General features: G+C 44.2%; 12 protein-coding genes and 1 riboswitch. Of the genes, 1 reads left to right on the top strand and 11 read right to left on the bottom strand.

The genetic code is table 11. The annotated features are described in order from the left end of the window. The first annotated feature begins 106 nt into the window (after positions 1-106). Positions 107-1,828 (top strand): exosporium glycoprotein BclB-related protein, encoded by a 1,722-nt coding sequence (locus MKY52_RS13620; protein WP_341051743.1) that lies wholly within the window; start codon positions 107-109, stop codon positions 1,826-1,828. Positions 1,829-1,925: 97 nt separating this feature from the next. On the opposite strand, the gene MKY52_RS13615 is transcribed toward MKY52_RS13620, so the two are convergent. The 11 genes from MKY52_RS13615 to MKY52_RS13565 all read right to left on the bottom strand — a co-directional run bounded on the left by MKY52_RS13615 (position 1,926) and on the right by MKY52_RS13565 (position 14,236). Next, the gene (locus MKY52_RS13615; protein WP_341051741.1) at positions 1,926-3,038 is read right to left on the bottom strand and encodes a cysteine desulfurase family protein; all 1,113 of its coding nucleotides are present in this window, start codon (positions 3,036-3,038) and stop codon (positions 1,926-1,928) included. Between the two features lie 51 nt (positions 3,039-3,089). Continuing rightward, positions 3,090-4,127 (bottom strand): tRNA 2-selenouridine(34) synthase MnmH, encoded by a 1,038-nt coding sequence (gene mnmH, locus MKY52_RS13610; protein WP_341051738.1) that lies wholly within the window; start codon positions 4,125-4,127, stop codon positions 3,090-3,092. A gap of 57 nt (positions 4,128-4,184) precedes the next feature. Further along, on the bottom strand, positions 4,185-5,243 hold the full coding sequence (selD, locus tag MKY52_RS13605; RefSeq protein ID WP_341053418.1) for a selenide, water dikinase SelD: 1,059 nt from the start codon (positions 5,241-5,243) through the stop codon (positions 4,185-4,187). Between the two features lie 156 nt (positions 5,244-5,399). Continuing rightward, positions 5,400-6,209, bottom strand: coding sequence for an alpha/beta fold hydrolase (locus tag MKY52_RS13600; RefSeq protein ID WP_076300380.1), 810 nt, complete (start codon positions 6,207-6,209; stop codon positions 5,400-5,402). Between the two features lie 106 nt (positions 6,210-6,315). After that, positions 6,316-6,500: riboswitch (cyclic di-AMP (ydaO/yuaA leader) on the bottom strand. Between the two features lie 221 nt (positions 6,501-6,721). After that, positions 6,722-6,895 (bottom strand): hypothetical protein, encoded by a 174-nt coding sequence (locus tag MKY52_RS13595; RefSeq protein ID WP_170880375.1) that lies wholly within the window; start codon positions 6,893-6,895, stop codon positions 6,722-6,724. An 85-nt stretch (positions 6,896-6,980) separates the two neighbouring features. Beyond that, positions 6,981-7,775 carry a Nif3-like dinuclear metal center hexameric protein gene (locus MKY52_RS13590; RefSeq protein ID WP_341051736.1) on the bottom strand — a complete coding sequence of 265 codons (795 nt, stop codon included), beginning with the start codon at positions 7,773-7,775 and terminating at the stop codon, positions 6,981-6,983. 111 nt (positions 7,776-7,886) lie between these two features. Then, positions 7,887-8,906 (bottom strand): endo-1,4-beta-xylanase, encoded by a 1,020-nt coding sequence (locus tag MKY52_RS13585; RefSeq protein WP_341051734.1) that lies wholly within the window; start codon positions 8,904-8,906, stop codon positions 7,887-7,889. A 28-nt stretch (positions 8,907-8,934) separates the two neighbouring features. Then, positions 8,935-10,467, bottom strand: coding sequence for a glycoside hydrolase family 43 protein (locus tag MKY52_RS13580; RefSeq protein WP_341051732.1), 1,533 nt, complete (start codon positions 10,465-10,467; stop codon positions 8,935-8,937). 47 nt (positions 10,468-10,514) lie between these two features. Next, complete coding sequence (locus MKY52_RS13575) at positions 10,515-11,417, bottom strand: carbohydrate ABC transporter permease (RefSeq protein ID WP_076120963.1); 903 nt, start codon at positions 11,415-11,417, stop codon at positions 10,515-10,517. Positions 11,418-11,476: 59 nt separating this feature from the next. Next, on the bottom strand, positions 11,477-12,448 hold the full coding sequence (locus MKY52_RS13570; RefSeq protein ID WP_076120957.1) for an ABC transporter permease: 972 nt from the start codon (positions 12,446-12,448) through the stop codon (positions 11,477-11,479). 84 nt (positions 12,449-12,532) lie between these two features. Continuing rightward, positions 12,533-14,236, bottom strand: coding sequence for a sugar ABC transporter substrate-binding protein (locus MKY52_RS13565; protein ID WP_341051729.1), 1,704 nt, complete (start codon positions 14,234-14,236; stop codon positions 12,533-12,535). Between the last annotated feature and the right edge of the window lie 85 nt (positions 14,237-14,321).

Here is a 14,321-nt window from a genome sequence, read left to right as displayed (position 1 = left end):
AGAACGATTATTGTAACAACTTCAGCTTCTCTGAATATGCTGATTGGGCAGGTTCCCAATTTTTAAAGGTATGAAAAGGAGAAGCTCAAGGAGGAGATACAGAAGCATGTCAGATCATTATCATAGACCATTTAAAGGTGACGCTATCCTAAACAAACAAGGAAGAATAAGCAGTCCTGTTAGAAAAAGAGAGTGTGCTGCACTATTAAAAATAGTCACAGAGCTTGCTACAGTGGTACCTCCCGCACTTACGAATCCCACTACACTTCATATTTCCAATCTTCAAAGAGTGTTAAGAGAGCTCATGGAATTCTTGCATGAGGCTAGGATATGCAGCCCTTTTAGAACGGAGCTTCTTTCTGTAGTAGAAATAACAATTGTATCTACTGAGGTCAGTCCCTTCTCCGTCGTGAGCGTGGGTACTAATCTTCAACAGCTGTTAGCCGAGTTATTATCTTTTGTCCTCGCCACGAAAATAGACTCTCATTGCAAAGATCAGTTGGTAATTCAAATCAGACATATTCAAGCTTCTATTTCACAAGCGCTCGGCTTACCTATTAAGGGTGCGACGGGGCCACAAGGTCCTCAGGGACCCCAAGGAACTCAAGGTCCTCAAGGACCTCAGGGTCCTCAAGGAGCCACTGGTGCAGGGCTGCAAGGTATTGTAGTCTTTAATCCGGCACAAAGCCCATTGTATCCAGCGGGTCAAGTAGTAACCTTTAATGGCAGCACTTATATAGCAACTGTTGCCGGACCCAAAGGAACACCAGGTAGTTCGTCAGATTATTTACTAATTGCTGGTGGAGCGACAGGCGCGACTGGTCCGCAAGGACCTCAAGGGGCGCAGGGTCCTCAGGGTCCTCAAGGAGAATATGGTGTTGGCGGGACAGGCGCGACGGGTGCGACTGGGGCGCAAGGTATACAGGGGCCTCCAGGTCCTGGAGCAGGGGCAACTGGAGCGACAGGCGCGACAGGTACTGCGGGGCTGGCTGGCGCAACGGGCGCGACAGGTACTGCGGGGCTGGCTGGCGCAACGGGCGCGACAGGTACTGCTGGAATTGCTGGCGCAACGGGCGCGACAGGTACTGCTGGAATTGCTGGCGCGACGGGTGCGACAGGTACTGCCGGACTTGCTGGACCGACGGGCGCTACAGGTACTGCCGGGCTTGTTGGCCCGACGGGGGCTACGGGTACTGCCGGGCTTGCTGGCCCGACGGGGGCTACGGGTACTGCCGGGCTTGCTGGAGCTACGGGGGTTACCGGAGTTACAGGAGTTACTGGGGTTACCGGAGTTACTGGGGCAACCGGTGATGGCGCAATCATTCCGCTAGCATCTGGAGGACCTATTATTATGACCACGGTTTTAGGTGGTTTGGTTGGAACAACAAGCCTCATAGGCTTCGGAAATTCAGCTACTGGCATTTCTCTTGTTGGTGGAAATATTGATTTGACAGGTACTGTTCTTGGACCTCTTATCAACTTTGCCATGTCGGTTCCTCGTTCAGGAGTGATTACATCTATTGCTGCTTACTTCAGTAATACCATTGCTTTATCGCTTCTTGGTACTACGATAAATGTAACAGCGCAATTGTACCAATCGGCCACACCAAATAACACATTTACTCCTATTCCAGGCGCAATAGTACCACTTCCATCTATCACTGGTACTATTAATCTAGGAACTTTTGTCAGCGGAATTACGAATGGTATCAATTTCACTGTAACACCTCAGACACGCCTTCTTATGGTATTCTCAGCCACTGCTACAGGTCTTACCCTTGTAAATACAGTCACTGGTTATGCAAGTGCTGGCTTTACTATCGTATAATCACTAATACAACAAAAGCATCTGCCCTCTCTACTAAAGGAGTGACAAATGCTTTTGTTGAAAATTAATGATGCATTAGCTTTCTAATCTTTCGGATTTAGAAGCCGCTGTTCTTTAGCTTACCGATAACCTCATCGATCTCCGCTTTAGTCGTATATCGTCCCACACTAAAACGAACCGCTCCCTGCCCAATACATGCTGAGACATTCATTGCCTTTAGAACAGGTGAAATCAATGTTTCTCCAGAATGACAAGCTGAACCTGTTGAGGCAGCCACATCTTCCAGCGAAGCAATCACTTCGTGACCCACCGCTCCAAGAAAACTAACGTTAAGCGTGTTGGGCAATCGTTTATCCCTATGACCATTCAGGTGAATTCTGTCGCCAAATGCGTTCTGCAATCTATCGTAGAAATAATCGGCTACTTCTTTCACACGCTCTCTGGAAGCAAAGTCCGTAGCAAGCTCACAGGCTTTTCCTAATCCAATAATATAAGGGGTGTTTTCCGTTCCGGCACGTCTCCCCTGCTCATGACCCGCTCCGTGAATTAATGGCTCGATGTGAATGCCCTCTCGGATGTACAATGCTCCAATCCCTTTTGGCGCATATAATTTATGGCCTGCCAGCGTTAGAAAATCCACCCCTAACTCAGCCACATCAAGCTCTACTTTTCCAGCGGACTGCGAAGCATCGGTATGTATAAGGGCACCCCGTTCATGGCAGACCTCGGCTATTTCTTTGATCGGCTGAATCGTGCCCGTTTCGTTGTTAGAGTGCATAATCGAGACTAGCATAGTTTGGTCTGTAAGCTGATTTTTCACATCATCTACCTGCACCATTCCATACGCGTCAACAGGTACATAAGTAATCGTGTAGCCCAACTGCTCCAGATACTGACACGGTTTAATTACCGCAGGATGCTCCACAGCAGACACAATAATGTGATTGCCTTTATGTCGATACGTTTGGGCCACGCCCTTGATGACGGTATTATTCGACTCGCTGCCCCCTCCTGTAAAAAGCACCTCACCCGGCGTACAATTCAGGAAATTAGCCACCTGTGTTCTTGCTCGCTCGATTCCGACTTTAGCTTCTTGTCCCAAAGAATGACTGCTTGAAGGATTGCCAAAATGACCATAAAGATAAGGAATCATAACCTCTGCTACTTCCTTATCTACAGGTGTTGTAGCGTTATAGTCTAAATAGATCATTTGTTAATCCGAGCCTCCTCTAAACCCCTCATACTTTACGATACATAAAGCTTATACCTTCTGATTACTTAAAAAAGAGATCACCGCAGCCTCAGCTTCATCCAAATTGTTCACCTTAAAGGTAACTCTCTCAATACCTTCATACTGAGTAGACGTATAATCGTATTTAGGATCATAGTAGTATTCTAACAGCAGCGCAACAGCCTCTCCGAACATATCAGCTTGCAAGCAACGCTCGATTTCCGCCGCAATGGGGATATGAATTCGCGATTTGATACTTCGAAATGCTGAAATGCACTGTTCTTTATATTCTTCTGGTCGATAATCCTCAAGGATTTGCTGCACTCTGGCTTGTAGTGGCATCTCAATCCAAATCTGTGTTCCAATCTCTTTCTGCTCGGCCATGAATGGGGGCATTACGACCTTCCCAATCTTTTTGCTCTCCGCTTCAAACAGTACATAAGGAGCATCCCCAAGCTTAATTAATTCCTCCATAAGGAGACTATCGAACGTTTTTTGATTGTTTGCATGAAGTCCGATCTCGCCAAAGATAGAACCGCGGTGACCTGCCATTCCTTCCAAATCCAAAACAGGATAGCTCTGTGCCTTCAGGCGGTGCAGCAGATTTGTTTTACCTGTACCCGTATTTCCATGAATGACATAAGGCTTCGCCTTGAATTCATAGGACTCCAGTTCATCGAGTATCCATTTACGGTAAGCTTTATAGCCGCCAATCAATCGGTAAGCGTGAATATCCATTAAAGAAAGTACGGTCGCAGTTGTACGGCTGCGCATACCTCCCCTCCAGCAGAATACAGCCTTGTCCCCTTGAATCGCAGCAAATTCTTTGACAAAGGAAGGTAGCTTCGCCGCAGCAATCTCCAAACCGCGTTCTTTCGCAGCCTGCACACTTGTCTGTTTATACAATGTACCTACTTCAGCTCGTTCCTCATCGTCAAAAAAAGGAATATTCAAGCTCTCTGGCAATGTCGAATCTTTATATTCAGAAGGAGATCGAACGTCGATAACGGTGATCTGCTTCTTATTCTTTAACACTCTTAGTTCTTCCAGTGTAATATCCTGAAACAATGCGCTCTCTCCTCTGGTGGCTAACTTCTTAGGTCGCCTCTAAGCTGAACTACAGCGTTATTGCGCAGCTATAACTACAATCTGACCCGGATGTTCTTCCGTTACCTCTCCGATCAATGCCGCTTCCACACCTGCATCTACTAACTCTTTTAGCAAATCCTCACTTTGTTCAGGAGCAACAGAAATCAGCAGTCCACCGGAAGTCACAGCATCACACAGAATATAACGGCTTAATTGGTCCATCTCTTCCGGATAAAGAATACTGCCCTCCAAATGGGCAAAGTTATTTTTAGTACCGCCTGGAACAAAGCCCTGCTCCGCGAGCTCTCTTACTCTTGGCAGCATCGGTACATCGCCTTGACGAATAATCAGTCCGTGATTACTCCCTTTTGCCATTTCCGAGGCATGTCCAAGCAACCCGAATCCGGTAACATCTGTACAAGCATGTACATCATAGGGCTCCATGATTTCAGCCGCTTTTTTATTCAATGTAGACATTACTGTCGTAAGGCGTGTAGTTTCTTCTGGGGATAGCTGATCCTTTTTAATAGAAGTCGTTAAGATGCCCACACCGATAGGTTTAGTCAAAATCAGCTTGTCTCCTACCTGCGCACCTGCATTCGTTCTTACTTTGTCCGGATGCACAAGGCCCGTAACGGCCAATCCAAATTTAGGCTCTTTATCGTCGATGGAATGTCCGCCCACAAGCGTTGCTCCTGCTTCCTGCACTTTATCTGCTGCACCGCGCAAAATGTCACCGAGAATGCTTTTGTCCAAAACAGAAATAGGGAAGGCCACAATATTAAGCACTGTAAGCGGCTTGCCGCCCATAGCATAAATATCACTTAACGCATTAGCTGCTGCAATTTGCCCAAAGGAATAAGGGTCGTCCACGATCGGCGTGAAAAAATCAACAGTTTGCACTAACGCTAGATCATCACTTAATCGATATACCCCAGCGTCATCACTGGTATCCAGACCTACAAGTAGATCCGGATTAGGAACGGTTGGTGGTAGACTGCGAATAACCTGCATGAGATCGGCGGGACCGATTTTGCAGCCGCAGCCCCCTTTTGAAGATAATGAGGTCAATTTTATGGTTTCGGCTTGAGACATCATGACTCAGCTCCTTTAGATAGTTAATCTCGAATATCTTTAATCTTACATCAGTAGACAGCATTGTACAAAATACAGACATACAGAAGAACGCCCCGTAGCCAGTACATACTCCCCGGCTATGGGACGCCCCTCATTTCTCACTTACCACTAAGATCAACTAATCTGCTGAGTTTCCTGCTGTTTCTCCAAAAACCGCTGAAGTATAGCATTAAATTTCTCCGGCTGACACAGATTACTAGGATCTAATGCGTTAGGGATGATCACTAACTGAGCATGTGGCAGCTGAGACACCATATCCTTCATACAATTAACTCCAAATTCACTAAAGTCACCTACAATACATAAGGCGGGACGCTTAAAAGACTTTAAGCATCTAGTGTAATCCACATGGCTCGTAGCCAGCCTTTGCCGATACAATTCCCGTGGACGTTTATCGAGAAGTCCTCTTCTAATCTCGTTATAAGCCAGATTCCAGCGTTCCCGGTACATCATACGAATCGAAGGCAGTACAAGCTCACTTGGAGCGTAATACATTAACCAACTACAATAAGCAGCCATAAGCTGGATTTTACCGATTATCGTTGACGCCTGACTTCTACAAAAGCTATCCGCGACAACAATCGCTTTTACTCGCTCTGGATATTGTTTCGCAATATGTTGAACGACGAGCCCCCCATAGGCACTCCCGACAAAAACAGCCTCACGAATACCCAAATCATTCAATAGCATAATTATATCTAGACATTGGGTTTCAATAATCTCATTTGGGGCCTGCAGTAGTTCACCTGATTTGCCATTCCCCCGTAAATCACACAGAATCACTTTATATTTATCAGAAAAATACTCCAATTGTGGCTTGAACATACTATGTGTTAATCCATGTCCATGGATAAACACAACCGGAGTCCCTGTTCCATTGATTTCGTAATAGAGCGAAGTTCCATTCAGTTTAGCAATAGGCAAAGTTAACACCTCTTTCATAGATAGGTTCTACAACTATATCTGCTTTTTAACGCAGCAAAAAACCACAGAGGGATTCTCTGTGGCTATTCATCATCAAATACGCCATTCATCCTCTCTCCATACGCTTACGAGGTTAGCTGTCGGATTCGGGCAGTGAGAGTTGCCCTACCTGCATGGATGCATTTATGCACCTGGAACAGGATTCACCCCATAACTAGTACCGATTGTTACACTGGTTCCCAGTTGTTGGTTCCCCCGCTTTCCTTAACGGAAATTAAGCGGACTTCTTATGTAATTGTCAGTTATGTGATGAATCATACTCCGTGTAAGGTTTCTTGTAAAGTTGAGCCGTGGGCAAAATAATGTTGAAAGCCATGCTTTTCATTTCATATTAAGCATACACTTCGTTTTCTCTTTCTTTTGCTCTTGTTTACTCAATATATCTAAAAAAAGCCGAGCGGCCATCAGAGATCAATCCCTGAACCACTCGGCTTCGTTATACAATCATATGGCTACAACAGATCGGCGTTTTTCAATGCATGCTCCCAGCTCGGAAAAAAGAACAGCGCACTTCTCATAAGATCAGGATCGCTTTGCTTCACTTGTTTTTTGCTGATCGAGCTTCCATCGGTTTGAAGCTTTTTGATACGACTTAACACTTCATCAGCCTCCAAAGGAATTTCCATTGAAACACTCCTTTCTCAGTGACCTAGTTTCCAATCATTTTCTCCATAATATGCAAATTTATTCTTCATTTCGGTTTATACGAAATTAAACCAGCTGATAGACCGGTTGTTCAGCAATAAAATAAGTAGGAATCATTGGGTATTTCTGTGCCAGAACTTCAGCTAAATATTTCATTCCTGGAGCTTCACTTTCCGCATGACCTAACATAATCAGCGCTTTTAATCTGCCTTGGTGGACAGCATCCCTCACATATTCTGGAGTTTCCCATTCGGGGCCCTCGCCAGCAATAATTAAATCAAGATTGTGCTGATTAAAAAGAGGAATAGCCATCGTCCCACCTCCTCTGTAACCTACTAATATCCCCACATGTCTGCATATCTGGGATAGGTCTCCGGCAGCACGTACATAGGAGATGCCTAGCTTTCTTTTTATATACAGAGCCGCTTCACTTACCGTCATAGCTGGAATCGATAGGATTGTAGCAGTGGATTGCTGCTCAACCACATAGGCTGACCATTCAAGCTCTCGTAGCAAGCCCACCATGATCCCATCCGGTTGATGCCGATGCCAATAATCATGATAACGAAAAATAGCCAGTTCAGAACGCTCAATCAAACTCCGTTTCGCGCGAGACACAGGGTCATCCTTTAACCACTTGCTCGTCTCATGATGACTGTAAAACACACCTTCATGTGTGATCAACAAATTGGCGTTCATAGCAATCGTTCGTTCCACAACATATTGCGTAGCGCAAAATGCCGTAACCATCCCTGTAATCACCATTTCTGGATTCCCCGGCTTAAGAGTATCCACAGTCCCATCTATCTGTTCCATAGCTCCTATTAAATCTTCCAGAATCGTTCTAATTGTCACGCTCACTTTAATCCGCCCTTTGAGATCTACTCTACTAATCTATCAACGTATAAATAACCCGCCCTTAATCGATATAAGGACGGGTTCACAGTTCATTATTTGAGCAGCTTGTCCACTCTATGATTTCGTGGCAGAGGTGATAATTCGATGGAAAGCTGGCTTAGGCTTATGCCCTTCATCGAATAGGAACGGCCAGTTCTTCCGCCCACGAACAGGGAAATCATCCAGCCAGGTATAGTCATCCGCTGCTCCCCAGAACGTGACCGAACTAATCACGTCCCGGTATTCTCTCAGCAGTGCGAACATCGCTTCATATCGATCTGCTTGAAGCTCGAGCAGATCAGCAGGTACTGCCTTTAAGTCCATTCGTCTATCATCGAAACGGAACATGGATACATCCAGCTCTGTCAGTTGGAGCTGAAGTCCTAAGGATGCATATTTTTCGATCGCTGTACGAATATCATCCAGACTAGAATCGTATAAATTCCAGTGTGCCTGCAATCCGACGCCATGGATCGGCACGCCTTGTTCCAATAGCGACTTCACCAGTTTATAGATTTTGTCACGCTTTAATGGATGGGATTCGTTATAGTCATTGTAGAACAACAAAGCCTTTGGATCGGCTTCATGCGCGAATTCAAACGCTTTGGCGATAAAGTCTGGGCCCACAATGTCGAGCCACTTCGACTGGCGAAGAAGTTCTTCTCCCTCATCAGCGATTACCTCGTTTACAACATCCCAAGCATAAATTTCTTCCTTATAACGTCCTACAACGGTCTGAATATGTGATTTAACTCGTGCAAGCAGAATCTCTTTGCTTACAGGTCCTCCGCCCTTATCCTCAAACAGCCAGTCCGTTGTCTGGTTGTGCCAAATCAAGGTATGTCCGCGCATCGCCATATGATGTTCCCTGGCGAAGGCAACCAGCTGGTCTGCTGCCCTAAAGTTATAAGTGTCCTCAAGTGGATGCAGACTTTCAAATTTCATCTCGTTCTCAGCGGTAATACTGTTGAAATGATAAGCAAGCAAATGCTTCTGTGATTGGATAGTTAATGGGTTGACGGCTGCGCCAATCTTGAAATCCTCTGCGAACACTGTCTTTAGTGCAGGCTCTGTAAAATCACTAGCTTGTCTCAACAATTTCCCTCCTAACAAACGCTATTCATTATGACCGATAATCGAACCAATCAAAGTGGGCAGGTACCTCAGCTACTTTACCATGACCTGTCGCGTATAAACCGATAAGAACACCTGTAAATCCATTTCCTTTTACGGCCTGTGGGGATAATGGGTATGCTGCCGCTGTAGATAGCTTATTCCATTCCTGCCCATCCAAGGAGAACAATAAGGTGTATTCGGTAAGCTCCGCCTGTATTTTCAGATAAATTCGCTCAGCTGTAGTTGGTACTTCTGCTTCTACACGGGTTATTCCATCAATAGTTAATTGTGCTGCAATGACTCTGTGGCCATCTTTTTGCACCAAGCCAATCTCATAATGTGCATCCTCGTCCAATCTGGCACAAAGCCCTGCCTCTTCACCGTCCACGGTAGGGTTAAAATCCAGTAATGTACTCCATTCTGCTGAAGTATGCTGCTGTCTTCTTCCTATAAAGGCCACCTGACCCACTTCATTAAGGTCTTTCGATTGCCCTCGAAGAGCTAGAAAACCCGGACGTTGGTTTAGTGACCAGCTTTCCTCTGCCGGATTCCGCAGAAAGACTAATCCCAACGGCAATTCATGGTCATCAAAGTCATACCTTCCGCTTAGCGCAGGCTTTGGTGATTGACCCGGTACACGCGGAACCTTCATATCCAGTCCTACGATATCTTCGTTATTATCAATCATCGGCCATCCGTCTTCATTCCACGTTACAGGGGCAAGGAACGTCTCTCTTCCTAGCACTGTATATTTAGAACCTACTAGTCGTACTCCAAGGAATACGGCCCACCAATCACCGTTTCGATCTTCAATCAAATCGGCATGTCCTAAATACTGAATAGGACTGTCGGTACCTCTGTGCGTTAATATCGGATGAGGCAATCGCTCAAATGGCCCATACGGCGAGGAACTTCGACCAATGATCTCACGATGTTCCTTCGCCGTACCGCCTGAAGCAGACATGATATAGTACATTCCGTTAATTTTGTACAAATGTGGTCCTTCCGTCCAAGGTCCACCATCACCAGTCCAGATGACAACTGGTTCTGTTAAAGCTGCGCCCGTAGCAATATCAATCTCATATTGAATGGCGTGGGAGTCATACTCTGCCCCCTGCTGGGTAGTTACATATACCTTTCCGTCCTCATCAAACATTAGAGAAGGGTCAATGCCTCCGTAAGGAATAATGATTGGATCTGACCACGGACCCGCTGGGTCCGTAGCCGTAACATAGAAATTCCCCTTCCCGTGTATTTCGGTCGTTATCATATAGAAGGTTCCGTCATAATAACGAATAGTTGGTGCAAATATACCTCCAGAGCTTTTGCTCTTACGTGTATCTAGCTGACTTTCACGATTGAGCACATGACCAATTTGTGTCCAATGAATTAAGTCCTGGCTGTGAAAGATAGGTACCCCAGGGAAATATTCAAAGGAGCTGCAAACCAAATAGAAGTCGTCTCCAGCCCGTGTAATACTAGGATCTGGATAAAAGCCTGGAAGTATTGGATTTGTGTATGTGATTGGAGATTGGGTCATAATTTAACAAACAACCTTCCTATTCCTTAATAGTGATTGTAAGCTGCTTATTCCTTCACGCTTCCTACGTTCATTCCAACTACAAAGTACTTTTGCATGAATGGATAGACTAGCAGAATCGGAACCGAAGCAACGATAGTAACGGCTGCACGAATGGACTTTGGAGTTACCAATGACCCCGCTGACTCCGCAGTTACCCCTGCCCCGTTAGCTACACTTGCGCTACTGTTCGCATTCATACTAGATTGTATTAGCTTCATTAATTCATACTGCAATGTGCTGAGGTGCTGGCGGGAAGAGGTGTAGATAAAAGCATCAAACCATGCGTTCCATGCACCTACTGCGACAAAAAGGGCAATGGTAGCAAGAACAGGTTTACATAAAGGGAAGACTACTTTCATGAAAATCTTGAAATCCCCGGCACCGTCGATTCTCGCGGATTCCATAAGACTTTCATGTATGCTACCAATATAAGTACGAATAACGATCATATTAAATGCACTTATCATAGTCGGTATTACATATACCCAAAACGAGTTTAGCAGATGAAGCTCCTTAATAAGGAAATAGTTTGGTATCAGACCCGCATTAAAATACATGGTAAGGACGAAAATAATGGTAATCGGTTTGCGGAAAACATATTCTTTCCGGCTTAAAGTATAAGCAAGCATTGTGGTTAGAAATAGATTCAGGATCGTAGATATCACTGTTCGTGCAACCGAAATCCAAAAAGCAGGAATAATGGTACCTGAGGCAAAAACGGCTTTGTAGTTCTGTATAGTCCACTCCCTAGGCAATAGATAAATGCCGCCACGGATCGTATCGTTCCCCGCATTCAATGAAACTGCTATAGTATTTAGAAATGGATATAAGGTAACTATAACTATACATACCATAAATACAGCATTAAAGGTACCGAACAATACTGGTTCAAGACCTATATTTCTCATGCGTCTTCCACCATTACTTTTTGGAGATTTATGAGGTAATAATTGAGTTTTCTCCATGATTATAACAGCCTCTCTTCCCCTAGCCGCTTCGAGGTCCAGTTAGCTAATAGCAGCAACGTTACACTTACGACTGTTTTAAATATACCACCCGCAGTGGCTAAGGAATAATTCCCTTGCCCAATCCCGTATTTCAATACAAATATATCTATCGTATCCGACCAGTCTGCAGTAAGACCGTTCCCTAACAAGAACGGAACCTCAAATCCGACATCCAGTACATGTCCTATGGACATGATCATCAGGATTACAATGGTTGGTTTAATTCCAGGTAATGTTACATTGAACATTTTTCTGTACCGGTTTGCCCCATCGATCTCAGCAGCCTCATATAAAGCTGGATCTATAGAAGCAATAGCAGCCAAGTAGATGATTGTACCCCATCCCACCTCTTTCCAGACGGTTGAAGCACCCACAATACCCCAGAAATATTTTCCTTCACTGAGCCAAAGGATTGGTGAGTCAATAAGATTTAATTTCATGAGTAAGATGTTGATAATCCCGTCGTTACCAACCGAAAGGGAGACACCTACAATCCCTGTTACAATGATCCAAGAGAGAAAGTGCGGCAAGTAGGATATGGTCTGCACGGTTCTTTTCCAAAATACATTTTTGATTTCATTAAGAAGTAAGGCTAATCCTATCGCGGTAATAAATCCTAGAATGAAATTAATTAAACCCATTGCCAATGTATTTCTAAATACCCTTAGAAAGGTATCGTCCGTAAATATTGCCTTGAAGTGCTTCAAGCCAACCCACGTTTGTTCGCCAAATGCCTTAGCTGGTTTATAATCCTGAAAAGCCATGGTCCATCCCCAAACAGGTACGTACGCAAATAGTACAATATACAGCAGCAATGGAACTGACATCCAAATCAACTGTTTCTGATTCTTAATCAAGGTCATAGTAATCGGTTGCTTCTTTTTTCTTTTAGGATGCCGGTTAACTTTTTTTCCCGTTAAAATCTCATCCATATATTTTCTCCCCACATCATCCATATATTTCAGAAAGTGGTTGGCTAATAAGCCACCACTTTCTGATTTTTAAGCAAGCTCTAACTATTTAACACTCCAAGTATCAAATCTCCATTTAAGCTGTTCATTGATTCTATCTTCGTAAGCTTTAATATCCGCTTTATGAAGTTCTCCAACAAATTCAGTCCAAACTTTATCGAAATCGGTAGGGCTAGCCAAGATTGCTTTTGGCAGGTACTTGGTTTTAACTTCTCCCATCTTCGTATCAGCAATTTTTGCTGGAGAATTTTCAACAAGATCTATCGACCAAGCTGGATAAGCCACTGGGTTCGGTCCAGGCTTACTGAAGAAATCTACATAGCTGTTGAATCCATATGCGTCAAGGACTTCCTTGTCATACGCTTCCAACCCTGCTTTATATTCTTCTGGTTGGGCTGCCGCATCCGTTGAGTTACCGTCTGCAAAGTACCCTTGCATTTTAGGAGCAGTAGCATACCAAGCTTCTGCTTTGTTACTTAGCTTCCATGTTGCATCAACTGCGTTGTCCCGTTGTTCTTGGGTTCTTATAAAGCGACCGGCTTCCACTTGATAATCTTCGCCTTCAATACCCCAAGTGAGGGTTTTTTGCCAATCTTCTTGAATTAATGTGTCCATAAGTTTAAGGATTCTCACTGGATCCTTAGCATTGACGGTGATCCCGAATCCATTATTCAAGTTAAGAGCAGGGCGATCCAGATAATAATCTTTGGTGTTAGTATCATATACAAGAGGCAAACCTACATAAGTGCTCATATCTTTCCCTTGTGTTTTGAGTGAATCTTCTGCTTTCTGGAAGTTCCAGTGCTGATCAAACATTCCCAGTACGGCTCCGCTAGACAATTTAGCTAAATATTGGTCATAATCCATTACAAATGCTTCTTTATCAATAATACCCAACGCATTCATATCATTAAGCTTTTTATAGTACTGCTTAGCATAGTCTTTATCCGCAAAGATTTCTGCTACGTTATCCTTAACTACTACTCCGCCATCATTAGGATGCCCGATCAGATGCTGAGGAGCGTTGAACAATCCCCAGTTTCTCCAGTCTTTGTTATGAATCTCAAACCCAATTGTTGGTTGACCATCAATGGTTGGATTTTTCTCTTTATATTTCACGATAAGATCGAAATACTCGTCCAAAGTTTTAATTGTTGGATAACCAGCATCTTTTAGTACAGCCTTCTGAATCCAGAAAGCTGGGCCAGAATAGTAGGTTGTATTCATCTCACCGTTATACGCACCATAGTTTGGAAGGGTATAAATATGTCCATCATTTGGATCCTTCATCATGTTCCAGTAAGCTGCGTAATGCGCTTTCAAATTCGGAGCGTGTTCTTCAATCAAGTCCTCAAGAGGAATAAAAGCGCCTGCTGCCGTCAGTTGGGTATTAGAACTCATTAGATCCGGATAATCCGAACCGGCAATCATAACACCAAGCTTCTGTTTAAGATCTCCTGCCAAGAATTCGAAACTGAATGATGCACCTGTTTTTTCTTTGATCATTTTGTAAATTTTGTTATCTGGTGTGGGTTGCTGACCTGCTTCTCCAAGAAAGATACTAACTTCAAAAGGCTCTACCTTCTTGTCATCGGTTCCAGCTGCAGTTGCAGCTGTTGTTTCTGCCGGTTTGTTTTCCCCCTTAGCAGCATTACCGCTGTTATTTCCACCGCACCCTGCTAGAGCAAAACTTAGGGATAACACAGCAATCAGACTAAGTTTGAACTTTGATATTAACTTGCCCCCCATAAAGCACCTCCATATTTTGTTGGTGAAACCATATTGTAAGCCCTTACAAGTTAAATTATAGAGGTGATGATGCCACTGTTAATAC

It is taken from the genome of Paenibacillus sp. FSL P4-0184 (genome assembly GCF_038004625.1).
Lineage (GTDB): Bacteria > Bacillota > Bacilli > Paenibacillales > Paenibacillaceae > Paenibacillus_AQ.
Note: the sequence above shows the minus strand (reverse complement) of the source record. Positions and strands in the feature narration are given on the sequence as shown.

What these genes read in the sequence shown, in the direction of transcription:
- MKY52_RS13565 (WP_341051729.1), bottom strand. Translation starts at nt 14,236, where the DNA reads ATGGGGGGCAAGTTAATATCAAAGTTCAAACTTAGTCTGATTGCTGTG.
- MKY52_RS13615 (WP_341051741.1), bottom strand. Translation starts at nt 3,038, where the DNA reads ATGATCTATTTAGACTATAACGCTACAACACCTGTAGATAAGGAAGTA.
- selD (WP_341053418.1), bottom strand. Translation starts at nt 5,243, where the DNA reads ATGTCTCAAGCCGAAACCATAAAATTGACCTCATTATCTTCAAAAGGG.
- MKY52_RS13620 (WP_341051743.1), top strand. Translation starts at nt 107, where the DNA reads ATGTCAGATCATTATCATAGACCATTTAAAGGTGACGCTATCCTAAAC.
- MKY52_RS13580 (WP_341051732.1), bottom strand. Translation starts at nt 10,467, where the DNA reads ATGACCCAATCTCCAATCACATACACAAATCCAATACTTCCAGGCTTT.
- MKY52_RS13575 (WP_076120963.1), bottom strand. Translation starts at nt 11,417, where the DNA reads ATGAGAAATATAGGTCTTGAACCAGTATTGTTCGGTACCTTTAATGCT.
- MKY52_RS13570 (WP_076120957.1), bottom strand. Translation starts at nt 12,448, where the DNA reads ATGGATGAGATTTTAACGGGAAAAAAAGTTAACCGGCATCCTAAAAGA.
- MKY52_RS13595 (WP_170880375.1), bottom strand. Translation starts at nt 6,895, where the DNA reads ATGGAAATTCCTTTGGAGGCTGATGAAGTGTTAAGTCGTATCAAAAAG.